Raw genomic sequence first — 14,595 nt, 5'->3', positions numbered from 1 at the left:
GAAGGCCCGCGGATTCAGGCGGCCCGGATCGGGATCACCTGCGCCCCGGTGCGCAGCGTGTCCAGGTAGTCGGCCCATGTCTGCATCATCTGCCTGCGCTGGTCGGCGAACTCGGTCCGGTTGTACGCCCGCCCCAGCGCGTCGGGCACGGCATGGGCCAGTTGCGCCTCTATGACGGGTTCGGCCACGCCCAGCCGTTCAGCCAGCATCGTGCGGGCCATCGCCCGGAACCCGTGCGCCGTCATCTCGTCATTGCCGAACCCGAGCCGGGCCAGCGCCGCGCCCAGGGTCACGTCGCTGATGGGCCGCTTCGGTGAGCGCAGGCCCGGGAACACCAGCACCCGGCCACCCGTCAGCGGCTGCAGCTCGCGCAGCACGGCCACGGCCTGCCGAGACAAGGGGACCAGGTGCGCCGGCCCCGTAGCCTTGCCCTGCACGCTGCGCTTCATCCGGTGCCCCGGGATCAGCCAGGTTCCCGCGTCCAGGTCGAACTCTGCCCACTCGGCGCCCCGCACCTCGCCCGGTCGCTGGAAGGTGAGGGCGCACAGCAGCAGGGCGGCCCGGGTCGTCGGCTGTCCGGGGTAGCTGTCCACGGCCCGCAGCAGCTCGCCCACCCGTCGCGGCTCGGTCAGCGCCGCATGGTGCGCCACGACAACAGGGCGCAGGGCGTCGCGCAGGTCGCCCGACGGGTCACGCTCACAGTGCCCCGTGGCGATGCCGTACCGGAACACCTGCCCGCACGCCTGTTTCACCCGGTGCGCAGTCTCGACCGTCCCCCGCTTCTCCACCCGCCGCAGGCATTCCAGCAGCTTCGGCGCCGTCACGCTGACCAGCGCCAGCCGCCCCAGCCACGGGAACACGTTCTGTTCCAGGCGGATGCGGGTCCGCTCGGCATGGCCCGGGCTGACCTTGTGGGCGTGAACCTCTTCCAGCCACTCACGGGCCACGGCCTCGAAGCTCCCCACAGGGGGCAGGCCCGCCGCTTCCCGCTGGCGTTCCTCGTGCTGGCGGTCGTGTTCGGCCTTCTCCGCCTTGCGCTTCTCGCTCGGGTCGGTCCCTGCGGCCACCAGCGCCCGCGCCTCGTCTGCCTTGCGCCGGGCCAGCGCCAGCCCCGTATCGGGGTAGGTGCCCAGACTGAGGATGTTCTTTCGACCGTTCAGCACGTACTGGAAGCGCCACCCGTGGGCGCCGCCCTTCACCCACAGCATGAGGAACAGCCCGTCCCCGTCGTTCAGCCGCTTGACGGGCGCCCCGTCGTCGTCGGTCGCGCCGGGCTTCAGTGCCTTGATGGTCTTGTCTGAGGGGATCAGGTGCCGTGCCATGAGGAAGAACTTTTCAGAAGGAAGAACCCGATTCTGCGGTTCTTCCTCTGGTTCTTCCACGGGGAGCGCGGAAGGGTGCGAACCGGCCCGATCTCATGCGGGCAAAGAAAAAGCCCTAGAGCGTTGATTCTCTAGGGCTTTTTGGTGGTTCGGCGAACTCTTGCGAGCTTTGCCGAACGCTTGACTGGTGGAGCCGGGGGGAATTGAACCCCCGTCCGCAAGCCATCCTCAGGCAGTTCTACGTGTGTAGTTCTCTGATTTGAGTCTCATGTCGCTGACGGGCAGGAACACCCTTCAGACGACACCAGTCACTTTGTCTTGTCCCCGGCTGTGTGACACCACCAGAGACCAGCCCATGTGTATTACCTCTCAGCCCTTGCGGGCCCGGCCCATCGGCCAACCGTTGAGAGGCTCACCGGTGTTAAGCGGCGAGAGCGTACGTAGAGTCGTTCGCAGTTACTTTGTTTCCAGTGGTTTTACGAGCGAACTGGTGCTCGACACGCCCTGCTCCGATTCCGAACCCACGTCGAAACCAGGTCGGCCCCTGAACCGCATATTTTAGGTCATTCCGGGCAAGTTCAAGAGCTCGGCCGGAAAATTGATCAGGTGATCGGCACCCCAGGCCTCGATGGGCTCGCCTTGGCCGAGGTAGCCCCAGGCCGCCGCGACCGTGCCCATGCCCGCGGCCCGGCCGGCCTGCACGTCGCGCAGGTCATCGCCGACGTAGAGGCAGCGTGCCGGGTCGACCCCCAGGCGCCGTGCAGCCTCGAACAGTGGCTCGGGATGCGGTTTGGCGTGCGGTGTGGTGTCACCACAGACCAGCACGCGGCTGCGGTGTTGCAGCCCCGCCGCGTCCACCACGGGCACAGCGAAGCGGCTGTGCTTGTTGGTGACGATGCCCCAGGGCAGCTGGGCGGCATCCAGTGCATCGAGCACGGGGGCCATGTCCTCGAAGACCCGCGTCAGGCGGGTCATGCGGGCTTCGTAGATCGCCAGGTATTCGTCCTTGAGGGCCTCGAATTCGGCATGCTCTGGCGTGATCTGCAGTGCCACGCCCAGCATGCCGCGTGCACCGGCGCCGGTCATCGGCCGAAAATCGGCCAGCGGCAGCGCGGGCAGTCCGCGGCGTTCACGCAGGTCATTGCCTGCGCCGCCCAAGTCCATTGCACTGTCGATCAGTGTCCCGTCAAGATCGAACAAAACCGCATGGACAGCGGAGAGAACTTTCATGTTGTCCCCTTGCGGCACGCCAGCAGGTAGTTGACGCTGGTGTCGCCGCTGAGCCAGTAGCGCTTGGTCAGCGGGTTGTATTCCATGCCGCGGGTCTGCAGCAGGTCCAGTCCGGCCGAGCGGCACCACGTGGCCAGTTCGCTCGGGCGGATGAACTTGGCGTATTCGTGGGTACCCGCCGGCAGCATGCGCAGCAGGTATTCCGCGCCGACGATGGCGAACAGGAAGGACTTGGGGTTGCGGTTCAGCGTGGACAGGAAGACCCAGCCCCCCGGCTTCACCAGCTTTGCGCAGGCGGCGATGATGGAGGACGGATCGGGTACGTGCTCGACCATCTCCATGCAGGTGACGATGTCGAACTGGCCGGGCTGCTCGTCGGCCAGCACTTCGGCAGCGACCTCGCGGTACTGGACGTTGTCGATGCCCGCTTCCATCGCGTGCAACTGGGCCACCTTCAGCGAACGTTCAGCCAGATCGACCCCGAGCACCTGGGCGCCCTTGCGCGCCATGGCTTCGCTGAGGATGCCGCCGCCGCAGCCCACGTCGACAATGCGGCGCCCGTCGAGCGGGCCGGCACATTGTTCGATCCAGCCCAGGCGCAGCGGGTTGATCTGGTGGAGGGGGCGGAACTCGCTCTCCGGATCCCACCACTTGTGGGCGAGTTCGCTGAACTTGGCGAGTTCCTTGGGGTCGGCGTTGGTCATCGTCGTCATCCGGGGATCCTAGTCGAAGTGGATTGCCCATGAAAAAACCCCGCCAGGGCGGGGTTTCGCAGTGAGCGAGCCGAAGCTGCTTACTTCTTGGTACGCGTACCGACCACTTCGATCTCGACGCGGCGGTTCTTGGCCTTGCCTTCCTTCGTCTTGTTGTCGGCGACAGGCTGCTTCTCGCCCTTGCCTTCGGTGTAGACGCGGTTCGGCTCAATGCCCTTGCTGACCAGGTACTTCTTGACCGCTTCGGCACGACGCACCGACAGCTTCTGGTTGTACTTGTCAGAAGCATCGCTGTCGGTGTGGCCGACGGCGATGATGACTTCGAGGTTGATGCCCTTGACCTTGCTGACCAGATCGTCGAGCTTGGCGCCAGCTTCCTTCTTCAGCACCGACTTGTCGGTGTCGAAGAAAGCGTCGGCGGCGAAGGTGACCTTCTCGCTGACCGGGGCGGCCGGGACGACCACCGGGGCGGGCTTCGGAGCGGCTACCGGTGCGGGTGCCGGTGCCGGCGCCGGGGCAGGTGCCGGAGCAGGTGCCGGAGCAGCAGGCTTGACCGGAACCGGAACGCCGTCGCACGGCAGCACGCCGGTTGCGGGGGTCCAGTTGGCATCGCGCCAGCACAGCTCGTTGGAGCCGTTCTTGATCACGGTGCCGTCAGCAGCACGCCAGTTGTCCATGGCGCCGGAGGTCGAGCCACCGGTCGCACAGGCGGCCAGTGCGGCCGACGCGAACAGCAGTGCAACCTTGTTGAGTTTGTTCATGGTTCTCCTCTCGAGAAAAGCCGCAAATCGGGCTGCAGAATGCAGAAAAAGCGGCGGCCCATGCTTGCCGATGAGAGCGCGGCGCTAGGGACCGACAAATTGATTGTGCCATACGAGGTCAAGCGGATCGTCAGGGCTCAAGACGGCTTCCGGAGCGGATGTTGCGTGGTGGCGACATTGCGTGGCTCGTAGAATGCAGGGCTCGATCGTCCGCGCTGGGACCCTGACCGCATGACTCAATTCGCCAAAGAAACACTGCCCATCAGCCTCGAAGAGGAGATGCGCCGCTCTTATCTGGATTACGCCATGAGCGTGATCGTCGGTCGGGCGCTTCCGGATGCGCGCGACGGACTCAAGCCGGTGCATCGGCGCGTGCTCTTCGCGATGCACGAACTGAACAACGACTGGAACCGTCCCTACAAGAAGTCCGCCCGCATCGTCGGCGACGTGATCGGCAAGTACCACCCGCACGGCGACACGGCGGTCTACGACACGATCGTGCGCATGGCGCAGGACTTCTCGCTGCGCCACATGCTGGTCGATGGCCAGGGCAACTTCGGCTCGGTCGATGGCGACAACGCCGCCGCCATGCGGTACACCGAAATCCGCCTCTCCAAGATCGCCCACGAGATGCTGGCTGATCTGGACAAGGAAACGGTCGACTTCGGCCCCAACTACGACGGCAGCGAAAAGGAGCCGCTGGTGATGCCGGCCCGGTTGCCCAACCTGCTGGTGAATGGCTCCTCGGGCATCGCGGTCGGCATGGCCACCAACATCCCGCCGCACAACCTCAACGAGGTGGTCGACGCTTGTCTGCACCTGCTGAACAACCCGCAGGCGACCATCGATGAACTGATGGAGATCATCCCGGCGCCGGATTTCCCGACCGCGGGCATCATTTATGGCGTCAGTGGTGTACGCGAGGGCTACCGCACCGGCCGCGGCCGCGTGGTGATGCGTGCCAAGGTCCACTTCGAGGACATCGACCGCGGGCAGCGCCAGTCGATCATCGTCGACGAGATCCCGTACCAGGTGAACAAGAAGACGCTGCTGGAACGCATCGCCGAGCTGGTCCACGAGAAGAAGATCGACGGCATCAGCCACATCCAGGACGAGTCGGACAAGTCCGGCATGCGGGTGGTGATCGAGCTGAAGCGCGGTGAAGTGCCCGAGGTGGTGCTGAACAACCTGTACAAGCAGACGCAGCTGCAGGACAGCTTCGGCATGAACATGGTCGCGCTGATCGACGGTCAGCCACGCCTGTGCAACCTCAAGCTGCTGCTGGAGATCTTCCTGGAGCACCGCCGCGAGGTGGTGACGCGCCGCACGGTGTTCGAGCTGCGCAAGGCGCGCGAGCGGGGGCATGTGCTGGAAGGGCTGGCGGTCGCGCTGGCCAACATCGACGACTTCATCCAGATCATCAAGGCCTCGCCCACGCCGCCGGTCGCCAAGGCCGCGCTGATGAACAAGAGCTGGGATTCGCAGCTGGTGCGCGACATGCTGGCCCGCGCCGAAGAGGCGGGCACGCTCGGCGGGCGCGAAGCCTACCGTCCGGAAGGGCTGCCCGCGCACTTCGGCATGCAGCCGGACGGCCTGTACCGCCTGTCGGACGACCAGGCCGGCGAGATCCTGCAGATGCGCCTGCAACGCCTGACCGGGCTGGAGCAGGACAAGATCATCGGCGAGTACAAGGACGTGATGGCCGTCATCGCCGACCTGCTCGACATCCTGGCCAAGCCCGAGCGCGTGACCTTCATCATCAGCGAGGAGCTGACGGCGCTGAAGCTGGAGTTCGGCCAGACCAAGGTCGGCGCGCGCCGCTCGGTGGTCGAGCACAACGTGCAGGAACTCGGCACCGAGGACCTGATCACGCCGACCGACATGGTCGTGACGCTGAGCCACACTGGCTACATCAAGAGCCAGCCGCTGGCCGAGTACCGCTCGCAGAAGCGCGGCGGCCGCGGCAAGCAGGCCACGGCGACCAAGGACGACGACTGGGTCGACCAGCTCTTCATCGCCAACACGCACGACTGGATCCTGTGCTTCAGCGACCGCGGGCGCGTGTACTGGCTCAAGGTCTGGGAAGTGCCGCAGGGCGGGCGCGCCAGCCGCGGCAAGCCGATCGTCAACATGTTCCCGCTGCAGCCGGGCGAGAAGATCACGGTCGTGCTGCCGCTGACGGGCGACAACCGCCGCTTCCCCGCCGACCACTACATCTTCATGTGCACGGCCCGCGGCACGGTGAAGAAGACGGCGCTGGACGACTTCAGCAACCCGCGCAAGGCCGGCATCATCGCCGTCGATCTGGACGAGGGCGACTACCTGATCGGCGCCGCGCTGACCGACGGCGCGCACGACGTGATGCTGTTCAGCGACGGCGGCAAGGCGGTGCGCTTCGACGAGAACGACGTGCGTCCGCTGGGCCGGCAGGCACGTGGCGTGCGCGGCATGGCCCTGGAAGAAGGGCAGCGCGTCATCGCGATGCTGGTGGCCGAGGACGAGACCCAGAGCGTGCTCACCGCCACCGAGAACGGCTATGGCAAGCGCACTTCGATCGTCGAGTACACCCGCCACGGCCGCGGCACCAAGGGCATGATCGCCATCCAGCAGACCGAGCGCAACGGCCGCGTGGTCGCCGCGACGCTGGTCCGCTCCGCCGACGAGATCATGCTGATCACCGACCGCGGCGTGCTGGTGCGCACCCGTGTCTCTGAGATCCGCGAACTCGGCCGCGCCACCCAGGGCGTGACGCTGATCGCGCTGGACGAAGGCTCCAAGCTGTCGGGCCTGCAGCGCATCGTCGAGAACGATGCCGCGGCCGAAGCGGTGGCCGACACGGCGCCGGACACCGATCCCGCCAATCCTGAAACCGATGCCGGCGACACCGCCGGGGAAAGCGTCTGATGACTTCCAACCTGTGGCGCTCGGCGCTGAAGACCGGCGCCCTGTGTGTGCTGATGGCTGCCCCGATGCTGGTGTCGGCCGAGACCAGCGCCGCCAAGAAGGAGCTGATCGCCAAGGTGGTGCAGTTGCAGCAGGGCGGGGTCGAAGGCATTGCCCGCAGTCTGGTCGAGCAGCCGGCCCTGGCCTTGATGCAGCAGGCCGGTCAGGTGCTGCAGACCCGCATCGCGCCCGAAAAGCGCGAGGAAATGGCGAAGGCGATCCAGGCGGACATCCGCAAGTACGTCGAGGACACCAATCCGCTGCTGCGCGACAAGGCGCTGAAGATGGCGCCGGGCGTGATGGGTCCGCTGCTGGAAGAGAAGTTCACCGAGGACGAACTCAAGCAGCTCGTGGGCTGGCTGGAGTCGCCCGTGATCCGCCGCTACCAGCAGCTCACGCCCGAGATCCAGAAGGGCTTGTCCGAGAAGCTGGTTGCCGAGACGCGTGCGCTGGTCGAACCGAAGCTGCAGGCACTGGACCGCAGTGTCAGCGGTCGCCTGGGCATGCCGCCGCCGGCCAAGGCTGCATCCGCGCCTGCCAAGAAGTAAACGTCACGCCTGTTCCCCCTAGCCTTGCCTGTGAGTTGACGATGTCCCAGCGTCCCTACAACTTCTCCGCCGGTCCGGCGGCGTTGCCCGAGGAAGTCCTGCACCAAGCCGCGGCCGAGATGCTCGACTGGCATGGCTCGGGCATGGGCGTGATGGAGATGAGCCACCGCGGCCGCGAGTTCATGTCCATCGCCGAAGCCGCCGAGGCCGACCTGCGCGAACTGCTGGCGGTGCCGGCCAACTTCCGCATCCTGTTCATGCAGGGCGGCGGGCTGGCCGAGAACGCGATCGTGCCGATGAACCTGTCGCGCGGCGAACAGGCGGACTTCGTCATCACCGGTTCCTGGTCGCAGAAGTCGGCCAAGGAAGCGCTGCGCTACTGCGACGCCAAGGTCATCGCCAGCAATGCCGAAGGCGGCCACCTGACGATGCCGGACCCGGCGGGTTGGGCGCTGCGGCCGGGGGCGCGGTATGTCCACGTCTGCACCAACGAGACGATCCACGGTGTCGAGTTCCAGGCGCTGCCGGACCTGAAGGCATTGGGCAGCGACGCGGCGCTGGTGATCGACTGCTCCTCGCACATCCTGTCGCGCACGATCGACTGGTCCAAGGTCGGTCTGGCATTCGCGGGCGCGCAGAAGAACATCGGCCCGGCGGGGGTCACGATCGTGATCGTCCGCGAAGACCTGCTCGGCCACGCGCTGGCGATCTGCCCGAGTGCGTTCGACTACAAGACGGTCGCCGACAACGCCTCGATGTACAACACGCCGCCGACCTACGGCATCTACATCGCCGGGCTGGTGTTCCAGTGGGTGAAGCGCCAGGGCGGTGTGGCCGAGATGGAGCGCCGCGCGGTCGAGAAGGCCGAGCTGCTCTATGGCTACCTCGACGGCGAGGGCGCTGGCTGCTACGTCAACCGGATCGACCCGGCCTGCCGCTCGCGCATGAACGTGCCTTTCCAGCTGCGCGACGAGTCGCGCAACGAGGCCTTCCTCGCGGGCGCGAAGGCGCGTGGCCTGCTGCAGCTCAAGGGCCACAAGAGCGTCGGCGGCATGCGCGCGTCGATCTACAACGCGATGCCGCTGGCCGGCGTGCAGGCGCTGGTGGCCTACCTGCGCGAATTCGCGAACGCACCCCTGTGACCGGCTGGACAACGGCTGAACAAGAACTCCACGAGACACCCGCCATGACGACGCCCACCCTGCCGGAGCTGCGCGACAAGATCGACGCCCTCGACCGCGAGCTGCTCGCGCTGCTCAACCGCCGCGCCGGGCTGGCGCTGGAGGTCGGCGAGATCAAAAAGAAGGAAGGCTCGGTCGTCTTCCGCCCCGAGCGCGAGGCGCAGGTCATCGACGGCCTGAAGTCCGGCAACCCCGGCCCGCTGAAGAACGAGAGCGTCGCCCCGATCTGGCGCGAGATCATGAGCGCCTGCCGCTCGCTGGAAACACCGACCCGCGTCGCCTACCTCGGCCCGGCCGGCACCTTCAGCGAAGAGGCCGCGCTCGGCTATTTCGGCTCGTCCATCGTGCGCGTGCCGTGCGCGAGCATCGACGAGGTGTTCCGCAGCACGTCGGCGGGCGTGGCCGACTTCGGGGTCGTGCCGGTCGAGAACTCCACCGAAGGCATGGTGGCGCGCTCGCTGGACATCTTCCTGACCATGCCGCTGTTCATCATCGGCGAGACCAGCCTGTTCGTGCGCCACAACCTGCTGCGCAAGGAGAACGCGCTCGACGGCATCACCGCGGTCTGCGCCCACCCGCAGGCGCTGGCGCAGTGCCACGAATGGCTGTCGCTGCACCTGCCGCACGCCGAGCGCCGCCCGGTGTCGAGCAACGCCGAAGGCGCTCGGCTGGCGGCGCAGGATCCGTCGATCGCCGGCATCGCCAGCACGCGCGCGGCCAGCGAATACGGCGTCCACGTCGTCGCCCCGGCGATCCAGAACGACACCCACAACCGCACCCGCTTCGCCATCGTCACCGACCCGCTGCGCCACCCCGCTCCACAGGCGTCCGGCCACGATTGCACCAGCCTGGTCGTCTCGGTGGAAAACCGCCCTGGCGCCATGTACGACATCCTCGCGCCGCTGAAGAAACACGGCGTGTCGATGAGCCGGCTGGAGTCGCGCCCGGCGCGTTCGGGTCAATGGGAGTACTACTTCTTCATCGACGTGCAGGGCCACCCGAACCAGCCCGCGGTGCAGACCGCGCTGCACGAGCTGCGCGAGTCCTGCGCCTTCTTCAAGGTGCTCGGCACCTACCCGATCGACGTTCACTGAGTACGGCACGGACACCATGTTCAATCAACTGGGGGTGATCGGCTGCGGCCTGATGGGCGGCAGCTTCGCGCTGGCGCTCAAGCGGGCCGGGCTGGTGCAGCGCGTGGTGGGCTACAGCAAGTCGCCGTCCACGGTGGAGCGGGCACGCCGCATGGGCGTGATCGACATCGCGGCCGAGTCGGCGCTGCTGGCCGTGTCGGGCTCGGACATCGTGCTGATCGCGGTGCCGGTGGCCGCGAGCGAGGCGACGTTCAAGGCGATCCGCCACATGGTCGAGCCGGGCACGCTGTTCATGGACGTGGGCAGCACCAAGCGCGACGTGGTCGATGTGGCGCGGCGCGTGTTGAAGGAGCGCATCGGCAGCTTTGTCCCCGCGCACCCGATCGCGGGCAAGGAAGTCGCCGGGGTCGAACACGCCGACGTGCAGCTCTACCAGGGCAAGCAGGTCATCCTGACGCCGCTGGCGCAGACCGACCCGGTGATGGTGCAGAAGGCCACCGACGTGTGGGCGGCGATCGGCTGCCAGGTGCTGCGCATGACGCCGGAGAACCACGACACCGCGTTCGCCGCCGTCAGCCACCTGCCGCACCTGCTGGCCTTCGCCTACTTCAACGCGATGCTGGCGCAGCCGGCGGGGCGCGAGTTCCTGTCGCTGGCCGGGCCCGGTTTCCGCGATTTCACGCGCATCGCGGCGGGGGATCCGAACGTCTGGCGCGACATCCTGCTGAGCAACCGCGAGGAGATCCTCAAGCAGTCGCAGCGCCTGCGCCATGCGCTGGATGCCTTCGAGGTGGTCATGCGCTCGGGCAACACCGAAGCGCTCGAAGACCTCATCCGCACCGCCTCCGACGGCCGCGCCGGCTGGCAGATGAATGCCCGTCCGGCCACGGCCCGCTGACCCTGCCTGCTGATCCCGCTCGCTGACCCCGCCCGCTGTTCCTGCTCCGCGCCATGTACTCGATTCCCTTCCTCGACCTCCCGCCGCTCGGCCACGCTGCCGGCACGGTGCACCTGCCCGGCTCCAAGAGCATCTCCAACCGCCTGCTGCTGCTGGCCGGCCTGAGCGCGGGCACGACGACGCTGGTCGACCTGCTCGACTCCGACGACACCCGCGTGATGCTGGACGCGCTGCGCACGCTCGGCTGCACCATCGAGGAAGACGGCCGCCGCACCCGCATCACCGGCTTTGCCGGCCGGCCCGCCGTGCGCGAGGCTGAACTGTTCCTCGGCAATGCCGGCACCGCGATGCGCCCGCTGACCGCGGCGCTGTCGGTGATCTCGACGCTGGTGGCGGACACGGCGTTCACGCTCGGCGGCGTCAAGCGCATGCATGAGCGGCCGATCGGTGACCTGGTGGACGCGCTGCGCGGGCTGGGCGGCGTGGTCGAGTGCCTGGGCGTCGAAGGCTATCCGCCGCTGCGCGTCGCGGGCGGCGCGCTGAAGCTGGACACGCCGGTGCGCGTGCGCGGCGACGTGTCGAGCCAGTTCCTGACCGCGCTGCTGCTGGCGCTGCCGCTGGCCGCGACCGAGCGGGCGGTGACGATCGAGGTGGCTGGCGAGCTGATCTCCAAGCCCTACATCGAGATCACGCTGAACCTGCTGCAGCGCTTCGGCATCGCCGTCGAGCGCCACGGCTGGGAGCGCTTCGTCATCCCCGCTGGCAGCCGCTACGTCACACCGGGCGAAGTCCACGTCGAGGGCGATGCGTCGTCGGCGTCCTATTTCATTGCGCTTGGGGCGATCGCTGGCGTGGACGCGCCGGTGCGCATCGAAGGCGTCGGCGCGGCGTCGATCCAGGGCGACATCCGCTTCGTCGAAGCGGCCGAAGCGATGGGCGCGGTGGTCCGTGCCGAGCCGAACGCGCTGGAGATCCGCCGCGGCGCGTGGCCCTTGAAGGCGATCGACCTCGACTGCAACCACATCCCCGACGCGGCGATGACGCTGGCCGTGATGGCGCTCTACGCCGACGGTCCGAGCACGCTGCGCAACATCGCGAGCTGGCGCGTCAAGGAAACCGACCGCATCGCCGCGATGGCCTGCGAGCTGCGCAAGCTCGGCGCCACGGTGGAGGAGGGCGCCGACTACATCCGCATTGCGCCGCTGGCGACCTTCCAGCCGGCCGCCATCCACACCTACGACGACCACCGCATGGCGATGTGCCTGTCGCTGGCGGCGTTCAACCGGCTGAATCCGGCGGGCGACGGCGAACACGCGGTGCCGGTGCGCATCCTGGATCCGAAGTGCGTGGCCAAGACCTTCCCGGACTACTTCGAGACGCTGTTCTCGGTGGTCGCGGCCCGGCCGGCGGACATCCCGGTGCTGACGATCGACGGCCCGACCGCATCCGGCAAGGGCACGTTGTCCGCTTGCGTCGCCGATCGGCTGGGCTACCACACGCTCGATTCCGGCTCGCTGTACCGCGTCACGGCACTGGCGGCCCGGCGCGCTGGCGTGGCGGCCACGGACGAGGCCGGGCTGGCGGCGATCGCCCGCTCGATGGCGCTGCGCTTCGAGGGCGTGCGCGTGCTGCTGGCCGGCGAGGACGTGAGCGACGACCTGCGCGACGAGGCGGTGGGCACGATGGCCTCGCAGATCTCGGCGTGGCCGGCGGTGCGGGCGGCGCTGTTCGATCTGCAGTGCGGCTTCCGGCAACTGCCGGGGCTGGTGGCCGACGGGCGCGACATGGGCACGGTGATCTTCCCCGACGCGCGGCTCAAGATCTTCCTCACGGCGACCGCGGCCGCGCGCGCCGAGCGGCGGCTCAACCAATTGATTTCCAAGGGAATTCCTGCTAGTCTCGAAGACCTTCGGGCCGACTTGGAGGCGCGCGACGAGCGGGACAGAACCCGCGCCACCGCCCCCTTGAAGCCGGCCGAAGACGCGCTCCTGCTGGACAACTCGCAACTGGGCATCGAGGCTTCGATGCAGCAGGTGGTGGTCTGGTGGAACGCGAGACAACCGTTCGAGGTCACGTCGGCGCCCGCCCACTGACGCCCCGCGCGGATCAGCAACCTAACCCCGCCACGGAAGTGGCACCCGCCGCCGGGGTGTCCCGGTGCAGAAAGTCCCCAATGTCCCAAGCAGCTATGGCCGATTTCGGCATGGATTCCTTCGCGTCGATGTTCGAGGAGTCGCTCCAGCGCTCCAACATGCGCGCTGGTGAAGTGATCTCGGCGGAAGTCGTCCGCATCGAACACAACTTCGTCGTCGTCAACGCCGGCCTGAAGTCCGAAGCCTACGTTCCCCTGGAAGAGTTCAAGAACGACAAGGGCGAGCTCGAAGTCCAGGTCGGCGACTTCGTGTCGGTGGCCATCGACGCCATCGAAAACGGCTACGGCGACACCATCCTGTCGCGCGACAAGGCCAAGCGTCTGGCCTCGTGGCTGTCGCTGGAAACCGCGCTGGAGTCCGGCGACTTCGTGACCGGCACCGTCTCGGGCAAGGTCAAGGGCGGCCTGACGGTCCTCGTCAACGGCATCCGCGCCTTCCTGCCGGGCTCGCTGCTCGACACGCGTCCGGTCAAGGACATGAGCCCGTACGAGGGCAAGACGATGGAGTTCAAGGTCATCAAGCTCGACCGCAAGCGCAACAACGTCGTGCTGTCGCGCCGTGCTGTGGTGGAAGCTTCGATGGGCGAAGAGCGCGCCAAGCTGCTGGAAACGCTGCGCGAAGGTGCCTTCGTCAACGGCGTGGTCAAGAACATCACCGAATACGGTGCGTTCGTGGACCTGGGTGGCATCGACGGCCTGCTGCACATCACCGACATGGCATGGCGCCGTGTCCGTCACCCGAGCGAAGTGGTGACGGTTGGTCAGGAACTGACCGCCAAGGTCCTGAAGTTCGACGCCGAGAAGAACCGCGTCTCGCTGGGCCTGAAGCAGATGGGCGACGATCCGTGGTACGGCGTGTCGCGTCGCTACCCGTCGAGCACCCGCCTGTTCGGCAAGGTCACCAACATCGCCGACTATGGCGCGTTCGTCGAGATCGAACCGGGCATCGAAGGCCTGGTGCACGTCTCCGAAATGGACTGGACCAACAAGAACGTCGCGCCTTCGAAGATCGTTGCTCTGGGCGACGAGGTCGAAGTCATGGTGCTGGAGATCGACGAAGACAAGCGTCGCATCTCGCTGGGCATGAAGCAGTGCCGCGCCAACCCGTGGGACGAGTTCGCGCAGAACTTCAAGCGCGGCGACAAGGTCAAGGGCCCCGTCAAGTCGATCACCGACTTCGGCGTGTTCGTTGGTCTGGCCGCTGGCATCGACGGTCTGGTGCACCTGTCCGACCTGAGCTGGAACGAGACTGGCGAAGCGGCCGTGCGCAACTTCAAGAAGGGCCAGGAAGTCGAAGCCGTCGTTCTGGGCATCGATGTCGAGCGCGAGCGCATCTCGCTGGGCATCAAGCAGCTCGACGCCGACCCGTTCACCAACTACACCTCCATCAATGACCGTGGCATGACGGTCACCGGCAAGGTGAAGACGGTCGACGCCCGTGGCGCCGAGATCCAGCTGAGCGACGAAGTCACCGGCTACCTGCGTGCTTCCGAGCTGGCCCGCGAGCGTGTCGAAGACGCCCGCAACCTGCTGAAGGAAGGCGACGACGTGTCCGCCATGATCATCAACATCGACCGCAAGACGCGTTCGATCCAGTTGTCGATCAAGGCCAAGGACAGCATCGAGCAGCAGGAAGCCCTGCAGCGCCTGTCGGTGGACAACCGCGAGACGGTTGGCAACGCTGGTACCACCAGCCTGGGCGCTCTGCTCAAGGCCAAGCTGGACCAAGGCAACTGATTTGCGTGACTGGCTG

11 protein-coding genes and 1 other RNA gene are annotated in these 14,595 nt (G+C 67.1%); 7 read left to right on the top strand and 5 right to left on the bottom strand.

From position 1 onward, the window contains the following. Positions 1–14 precede the first annotated feature (14 nt). The 5 genes from BDD16_RS03190 to ompA form a co-directional block, all read right to left on the bottom strand. Positions 15–1,322, bottom strand: coding sequence for a tyrosine-type recombinase/integrase (locus tag BDD16_RS03190; RefSeq protein WP_179632608.1), 1,308 nt, complete (start codon positions 1,320–1,322; stop codon positions 15–17). Positions 1,323–1,507: 185 nt separating this feature from the next. Beyond that, positions 1,508–1,867: a transfer-messenger RNA gene (gene ssrA, locus BDD16_RS03185) on the bottom strand. 13 nt (positions 1,868–1,880) lie between these two features. After that, complete coding sequence (locus BDD16_RS03180) at positions 1,881–2,552, bottom strand: HAD family hydrolase (protein ID WP_179632607.1); 672 nt, start codon at positions 2,550–2,552, stop codon at positions 1,881–1,883. Next, a complete protein-coding gene (gene ubiG, locus BDD16_RS03175) occupies positions 2,549–3,265 on the bottom strand; it encodes a bifunctional 2-polyprenyl-6-hydroxyphenol methylase/3-demethylubiquinol 3-O-methyltransferase UbiG (RefSeq protein ID WP_179632606.1) in 717 nt (238 codons plus the stop codon). Before ubiG ends, BDD16_RS03180 begins: the two co-directional genes overlap by 4 nt. Before the next feature lie 80 nt (positions 3,266–3,345). Further along, positions 3,346–4,026: an outer membrane protein OmpA gene (ompA, locus tag BDD16_RS03170; protein WP_179632605.1), complete on the bottom strand. Its 681-nt coding sequence runs from the start codon at positions 4,024–4,026 to the stop codon at positions 3,346–3,348. Positions 4,027–4,257: 231 nt separating this feature from the next. Between ompA and gyrA the strand changes: the two genes are divergently transcribed. From gyrA to rpsA, 7 genes are all read left to right on the top strand, one after another. Next, positions 4,258–6,930: a DNA gyrase subunit A gene (gene gyrA, locus BDD16_RS03165; protein WP_179632604.1), complete on the top strand. Its 2,673-nt coding sequence runs from the start codon at positions 4,258–4,260 to the stop codon at positions 6,928–6,930. Continuing rightward, positions 6,930–7,517 (top strand): DUF2059 domain-containing protein, encoded by a 588-nt coding sequence (locus BDD16_RS03160; RefSeq protein ID WP_179632603.1) that lies wholly within the window; start codon positions 6,930–6,932, stop codon positions 7,515–7,517. The genes gyrA and BDD16_RS03160 overlap by 1 nt, the downstream gene beginning before the upstream one ends. A 41-nt stretch (positions 7,518–7,558) precedes the next feature. Beyond that, positions 7,559–8,659, top strand: a complete 1,101-nt coding sequence (gene serC / locus BDD16_RS03155; protein WP_179632602.1) for a 3-phosphoserine/phosphohydroxythreonine transaminase — start codon at positions 7,559–7,561, stop codon at positions 8,657–8,659. A gap of 44 nt (positions 8,660–8,703) precedes the next feature. Continuing rightward, positions 8,704–9,792 (top strand): prephenate dehydratase, encoded by a 1,089-nt coding sequence (gene pheA, locus BDD16_RS03150; RefSeq protein WP_179632601.1) that lies wholly within the window; start codon positions 8,704–8,706, stop codon positions 9,790–9,792. Between the two features lie 16 nt (positions 9,793–9,808). After that, a complete protein-coding gene (locus BDD16_RS03145; protein WP_179632600.1) occupies positions 9,809–10,690 on the top strand; it encodes a prephenate dehydrogenase in 882 nt (293 codons plus the stop codon). 53 nt (positions 10,691–10,743) lie between these two features. After that, positions 10,744–12,783, top strand: coding sequence for a bifunctional 3-phosphoshikimate 1-carboxyvinyltransferase/cytidylate kinase (locus BDD16_RS03140; protein ID WP_179632599.1), 2,040 nt, complete (start codon positions 10,744–10,746; stop codon positions 12,781–12,783). A gap of 80 nt (positions 12,784–12,863) precedes the next feature. Next, positions 12,864–14,579 carry a 30S ribosomal protein S1 gene (gene rpsA, locus BDD16_RS03135; protein ID WP_179632598.1) on the top strand — a complete coding sequence of 572 codons (1,716 nt, stop codon included), beginning with the start codon at positions 12,864–12,866 and terminating at the stop codon, positions 14,577–14,579. The last annotated feature ends 16 nt before the right edge of the window (positions 14,580–14,595 follow it).

Origin of the sequence: Sphaerotilus montanus, from assembly GCF_013410775.1 — a bacterium.
Lineage (GTDB): Bacteria > Pseudomonadota > Gammaproteobacteria > Burkholderiales > Burkholderiaceae_C > Sphaerotilus > Sphaerotilus montanus.
Note: the sequence above shows the minus strand (reverse complement) of the source record. Positions and strands in the feature narration are given on the sequence as shown.